The following is a 231-nucleotide window of genomic DNA, read 5'->3' as shown; positions in this document are numbered from 1 at the left end:
CGCGCAACTTGGGTAGGTTCAGGGTTTCTGTGGCGTTAATCGTTGTGCCGTTACCAGCTGCATCGGCAGCCCGGATACTAAGATGCCAATCACCAGGCAACGCACCCCGAGGAATAGCAGCCGATCCCGTATAAACACCGTCCAGTTCATCACCGGACTGAAGATAAAGGTTCCCTAAGAAGTATTCATCCGTGGCATCGTTTCTAAAAGTCACATACGGCCACTTAACGC

At 51.9% G+C, this 231-nt stretch carries 1 protein-coding gene; it reads right to left on the bottom strand.

The genetic code is table 11. The features are described from left to right. Window positions 1–214, bottom strand: a 214-nt coding sequence (locus HGO92_RS24970; protein ID WP_205835030.1) for a hypothetical protein, incomplete at its 3' end; no start/stop codon positions are given. Window positions 215–231 lie beyond the last annotated feature (17 nt).

The sequence above is a fragment of the Crystallibacter degradans genome, from assembly GCF_012952295.1.
GTDB classification, from domain to species: domain Bacteria; phylum Actinomycetota; class Actinomycetes; order Actinomycetales; family Micrococcaceae; genus Crystallibacter; species Crystallibacter degradans.
The sequence above is the reverse complement of the archived record's forward strand: the minus strand, read 5'-3'. Positions and strand labels throughout refer to the sequence as shown.